The organism is Mesorhizobium sp. M7A.F.Ca.US.014.04.1.1 (genome assembly GCF_003998745.1).
Taxonomy (GTDB): domain Bacteria; phylum Pseudomonadota; class Alphaproteobacteria; order Rhizobiales; family Rhizobiaceae; genus Mesorhizobium; species Mesorhizobium ciceri.
Map to the genome: position 1 here is coordinate 1 of NZ_RZRW01001142.1, position 987 is coordinate 987.

Genomic DNA, 987 nt, shown 5'->3' on the forward strand with positions numbered 1-987 from the left:
CCGCATAGATCGAGCTTCCATCGAACTGCGCATTGCCGCTCGTGTTGAGCACATCGCCGGCGAAGCCGTTGACCACCGTCGTGCGGCCTTGATTCACGAACATCGCCAGGTTGGTGAAGTTGGTTGTCGCGATACCGCCCACTCCGGCAGCATCGACGATGCTCCCGGGACCATTGGTCATCGTGTCGCCGCCGCCGCCGAAATCGCTGGTGCCGCCCGCCGTGCGCCAAGTGCCGTTGTTGTTGAATGTGTCAGCAGCAGCGCCAAAGGTCACCGTACCGGTGATGAAACCTGCGTTGGCAAGGACGAACGGCCCGCCGGTGGCCACGAGCGCTGAGTCGGTCAGCAGCCCGGAGCTGTTGCGGATCGTACCAACCGACGTATTGGTGATGGTGCCGCTGGAACCCGTCACCGTCACACCGCGCGCTACGCCGCTGGCCGTGCCGGCAACATTGACGTTCACCACGCCGGCGCCGGATGCCTTGATGCCTTCGGCGGCAGTGCCGGTGACCGCGCTGTTGGCAGTCACCGTGACCGTGCCGGTGCCGCTATTGGTCGCTTCGATGCCGGTCAGGCCCGACACCGCGCCGGTGGTCGTCACACCAACTGTGCCGGCGCCCGCCGCGTTGGTCTGACGCGCGATGATCGCCGTATTGCCCGTTGAGGACACCGCGCCGGCGTTCACCAACACACTGCCGCCGGTGGTGCGCGCGTAGACACCATTGCCCGACGTCGCGGTTACCGGACCGACCGTCTTCACCGTCGTCGAGCCGGAGCCTAAGTTCTCCGCGTCGACGCCGAATCGTGCGCCGATGGCACCATTGGCCGTCACGTTGATGTTGCCAGTTGCGGCAGCTGGGAAGATCGCGGTGACGATGCCGGCATTGCCCGACTTAATGTCGCCGTTCGCCAGCGCCGTGACATTGCCGGTCGTCGACTGCGCCTGGATATCGATGGCGTCCTTGCTGCCGGCCAGCGCCGTTACCG

At 65.7% G+C, this 987-nt stretch carries 1 pseudogene; it reads right to left on the reverse strand.

Annotation, left to right across the window (positions count from 1 at the left end):
* Positions 1 to 987: pseudogene (locus EOA22_RS35135) on the reverse strand (autotransporter outer membrane beta-barrel domain-containing protein); the annotation flags it as partial.